This is a genomic window from Methylobacterium sp. WL116 (genome assembly GCF_008039455.1).
In the GTDB taxonomy this organism is placed as follows: domain Bacteria; phylum Pseudomonadota; class Alphaproteobacteria; order Rhizobiales; family Beijerinckiaceae; genus Methylobacterium.
This window is the reverse complement of sequence record NZ_VRUV01000386.1, coordinates 1-4,366: the sequence shown is the minus strand read 5'-3', so window position 1 is coordinate 4,366 and position 4,366 is coordinate 1. Positions and strand designations below refer to the sequence as shown.

Below are 4,366 nucleotides of genomic sequence, written 5' to 3'. Positions count from 1 at the left end.
GCATTCTGCAAGGCCGCCAAGCCGGAGACCGACGACGTGAAGCTGCCCTGGCACGCGACGAGCAGCTTCGAAGGCATGCAGCCGACGCGTGCGCAGGTGGTGCCGCCGGGGCCGCGCTCGATCAGCACGGCGTCGGCGCCCGCCGCCTCGGCGGCACGGAACGCGGCGATCCCCGCCGTGCCGGCCCCGATGACGGCCACGTCACAGGTCTGATGCGTCATGGTTTTGAAAAGACCGGGATTGCGGAATCGAGCGACACCGCGACATCCCCTCGTCGGCGCGGCCGGCCAACGCGCCAATCGCGCGCTGGTTCGTCAGGCCGCCCGCGACCGGTTGCCCGTAGCTCAGTTCGGCTTCGGCATCGCCGGGGCCGGCATCGTGCTGGCCTGCCGCTCGGGGTGCTTGAGCTGGCTGTAGACGAGGTTGCTGAAGCTGCCGATCGTCGCGTGCCAGGGCAGCTTCACGTCGTCGGTCTCCGGCTTGGCGGCCTTGCAGAATGCCGTGGTCAGGCCGTTGACGATGTCGTCGTCCCGTCCCGCGGGCAGCGCCGACTTGATCTTCGGCAGGAGCGCATTGATGCGCGGGATGAAGTCCTCCTGCTTGAGACCCTTCAGCTGTTCCGCGGCACCGGCGTCGGCCACGGCCTTGGCCACGTCCGGCTGCTCGATCTCGGCGCAGGGCGCATTGCCGGCGAGCATGGTGCTCGTCGCCTTACGCGCGTCGGCGGCGACGCCGGACTTCAGGACGGGAGCGCTGTTGCCCCAGGAGTTGCGGATGTAATCGGTGACGTCGGCGACCTGCTGGTCGGTCATGCCCTGGCCGATCGCGGTCATCGGCGCGTAGCCGCTCTGCGCGCCGAGCCCGCCGTAGATCACGCGCAGCACCGTCTCCGGGCCGGCCGACTGGACCGAGGTGTTGCCGGCGAGCGCCGGGATCGCACCCTCGACGCCCTTGCCGTCGGGCTGGTGGCAGGACGAGCAGTAGCTGAGGTAGACGCCCGCGCCCGGCGCGCCGGTGGTGTCGTAGGCCTGCAGGTCCTTGGACTTGTAGGTCTGCTTGGCCTGGTAGGTCCGGAGATACGCGACCATCGCCTTGAGGTCGGCGTCCGTCATCTTCGAGAGCGATTCCTCGATGGTCTGGCGCATCGGGCCGGCGGCGACGCCGGGCTTGTCGCCCGGGGCGGTGCCGGTCTTGAGGTAGGTCACCACCTGCTCCTCGGTCCAGGCGCCGATGCCCTGGTGGCCGTCGGGGGTGATGTTCGGGGCGTACCAGCCGTCGATCACGCCACCGCCGAGCTTGCCCGCGAGGCTGCTGTTGCCGACGATCTTATTCTCGTTGTGGCACATGCCGCAGTGGCCGAGCCCCTCGACGAGGTAGCCGCCACGGTTGACCTCGGCGGTGGCGTTCGGATCGGGCTTCCACTCGCCCGGCGTGAAGAAGGCGGTGCGCCAGGTGATCAGGGCGGTGCGGATGTTGAACGGGAACGGGATCTCGCTGTCCTTGCGCGGCTCCTTCACCGGCTCGAGGGAGCGCAGGTAGGCCCAGATCGCCTTGACGTCGTCCGTCGTCACCTTGGTGTACCAGGCGAAGGGGAAGGCCGGGTAGAGGTAGTGCCCCTCGTTGTCGATGCCCTCGTGCATCGCCTTGACGAAGTCCGCTTCCGTCCACTTGCCGAGGCCGGTCTCGTCGTCGGGCGTCAGGTTGGGGGTGCGGATCTTTCCGATCGGCGTGTTGAGGACGTAGTTGCCGGCCAGCCGCTTGCCGCTCGGGCCGGTATGGCAGGCGACGCAATCGCCGGCGGTGACGAGGTACTCGCCGCGCTTCACCAGATCCTGGCTCGCGCCCCCGGCAGCCTCCTGCGCGAAGGCCGCGATCGGCAGGCTGGAACCCAGCAGAAAACCGGAGGTCGCGGCCAGAGCGAGGAAGCCACGCATGATGCCTAATCTCCGATTGTGGCAGGTGAGAAGCATAATAATTCAGCTTCGCGGCCGCGCGTTGAACGCGGCCGCTGCGTCGGAAGTTCCTGGCACGCCAGGGGCGCCGGTGCGACCAAGCGTCAGGCCGGCCGGGTTGCGCAGGCGCGGCACGAGGTCCCCGAGATGGGCGCCGAGCGAGACCAGCATCCAGCCGGCGACGACCGGCCAGGGCGACTGGACCAGGGCCGCACGCACGGCCAGCATCAGCGCCGCCCCGGAGACGAGGTTGCACAGGAGCGGCACCGGCGCCGGCCCGCGCCCCGTCCGCCGCCGGAACGCGAGCAGCATCGCGGCCTCTGCGGCGACGAGCACGAGGATCGCGTCGACGATCCGGCCGGTCGCGAACCACTCCGCCATCACGCGGCTCCGAACGGGCCGTTGAGCCGCACGATGGCACGGTTGAGGAACCCGGCGATCGTCACCCAGAGGAGGTAGGGCGCCAGCAGCACCGCCGCGACGCCCGAGACCGGCAGCGTGACGGCGATCAGCGCCGCCACCGAGAGCCAGAGCAGGACGAGCTCGAAGAACGCCCAGTCCGGCCGCTCGGCGCGGAAGAACAGCGCGCTCCAGGCGATGTTGAGCACGGCATTCACGGCGTAGGCCGCGAGCAGCACGACGCGCTGCGGCTCGTCGGCCTCGCTCCAGGCGATCACGGCGGAGACGACGCAGAGCGCGAAGATCGTCGCCCAGACCGGGCCGAACGCCCAGTCTGGCGGCTTCCAGGCCGGGTTGCGCAGGGCGCGGTACCACGGGCCGGTGGTGGTCAGCACGCCGCCGGCCAGGGCCACCACGAGCGCGGACAGGGTGGCGATCGCCGCCGGCATCCAGACCTCGCTCAAGGCGAGACCCAGCGGAACAGGTGCGCCATGTCCTTGAAGAAGATCTTCACGTGCGCCATCGGCTTCTTCCGCACCAGCTCCTTGTTCATGTAGCTTTCCCAGGTGAGCTGCTGCACGTCCTTGTCGCGGCAGATCGAGACGAAGCGCTCGCGCAGGGCGTCGTTGCGGTACCAGACCGCCTGCATGATCCGCAGGATCAGGAACACCCGCCCGTGCAGCTTCATGAAGCGACGGCGGGCCTGGGCGAGGGCACGGGCATCGCCCGTCCTGAGGAACGCGTCGGCCGCGTCGGCGGCGAGCCGGCCGCCGAGCATCGCGTAGTAGATGCCCTCGCCGGATGCGGGCGCGACGATGCCGGCGGCATCCCCCGTGAGCAGGACGTCGCGGCCGTTGTCCCACTTCCTCAGCGGCTTGAGCGGCAGCGGCGCACCCTCGCGGCGGACCGTCTCGCCCGCCGCCAGCCCCGTCGACTCGCGCAGGTTGCGGATCGCGGTGCGGAGCGAGAAGCCCTTCCGCGCCGAGCCGGTGCCGATGCTGATCGTCTCGCCGTGCGGGAAGATCCAGGCGTAGAAATCGGGCGAGTGCTTGCCCTGGTAAAACACGTCGCAGCGCGTGGCCGCGTAGGCTCCGCTGCCGTCGGCCGGCGGCCGGACGATCTCGTGGTAGGCGAAGACCTGGCGCATCCCGGCATGGCCCGGGATCTCGGCCCGGCCGACCGGGGACGAGGCCCCGTCGGCACCGATCACCAGCTTGGTCCGCACCGTGCGCGCCGCGTCGCCGACGCGGTAATGCACCGTGGTGCCGGCACCGTCGCGGACGATGCGTTCGTAGGTGCCGGGGCGGTGGTCGGCGCCGGCGAGCGAGGCCCGGTCGCGCAACCACGGATCGAAATGCTCGCGGTCGACCATGCCGACGAAGCCGTCGCCGACCGGCATGTCGACGGCCGTGTCGGAGGGCGCGATCATCCGCGCGAGCTTGATGCGGGCGACGATCTGCGCGTCGGGGATGGCGAAATCGCGGATCGCCCGCGGGGGGATCGCGCCGCCGCAGGGCTTGATCCGCCCCGGCTTGTCGAGGAGCAGCACGCTGCGGCCCATCCGCGCCAGGTCGGTCGCCGCCGTCGCGCCGGCGGGACCGCCGCCGACCACGACGCAATCGAAGAATTCGGGGGCTTCGGACATGCTGTGCTCCCTGGCGCTGGTTTCGGCGGGCGGCGCTTGGAGCGTCTTCCCAGATCGCCGGATCAAAAAAACGCTCTCTCGTCGTCGGGTCGGATGTCCTTCACGCGAGCCGGCATCCACCTCGCCTGAAAACGCCCTAGAACCGCGGCTCGAACCGGAGATCGAGCGCCGCCCGGCGTTGCGCGCGCGGCACGCGGGTGGCGCCCGCATGCTCGATCCGCAGCGCGATCAGGGTGGCGAGCACGAACAGCAGCGCCTCCGCCAGGAAGACGGCGGCGTAGGCGTGGACGGCTTCCGGGGTGACGAGGCGGGCGAGGTCGACCGCGACGGTGCCGAGGAAGCCGCCGGCGCCGAAGGCCACGCCCTGCGC

General features: G+C 70.5%; 6 protein-coding genes. All 6 read right to left on the bottom strand.

The genetic code is table 11. The features are described 5' to 3' along the window. A partial coding sequence (locus FV223_RS21050; protein WP_187276195.1) for an FAD-dependent oxidoreductase occupies positions 1–221 on the bottom strand: 221 nt, incomplete at its 3' end. Between the two features lie 123 nt (positions 222–344). Beyond that, complete coding sequence (locus FV223_RS21045) at positions 345–1,934, bottom strand: c-type cytochrome (protein WP_147728831.1); 1,590 nt, start codon at positions 1,932–1,934, stop codon at positions 345–347. 42 nt (positions 1,935–1,976) lie between these two features. Next, positions 1,977–2,333: a hypothetical protein gene (locus tag FV223_RS21040; RefSeq protein WP_147728830.1), complete on the bottom strand. Its 357-nt coding sequence runs from the start codon at positions 2,331–2,333 to the stop codon at positions 1,977–1,979. Then, the gene (locus FV223_RS21035; RefSeq protein WP_147728829.1) at positions 2,333–2,800 is read right to left on the bottom strand and encodes a TspO/MBR family protein; all 468 of its coding nucleotides are present in this window, start codon (positions 2,798–2,800) and stop codon (positions 2,333–2,335) included. Before FV223_RS21035 ends, FV223_RS21040 begins: the two co-directional genes overlap by 1 nt. An 11-nt stretch (positions 2,801–2,811) precedes the next feature. Beyond that, positions 2,812–3,996, bottom strand: a complete 1,185-nt coding sequence (locus FV223_RS21030; protein WP_147728828.1) for a geranylgeranyl diphosphate reductase — start codon at positions 3,994–3,996, stop codon at positions 2,812–2,814. Positions 3,997–4,132: 136 nt separating this feature from the next. After that, positions 4,133–4,366, bottom strand: a 234-nt coding sequence (locus FV223_RS21025; protein ID WP_147728827.1) for a PucC family protein, incomplete at its 5' end; no start/stop codon positions are given.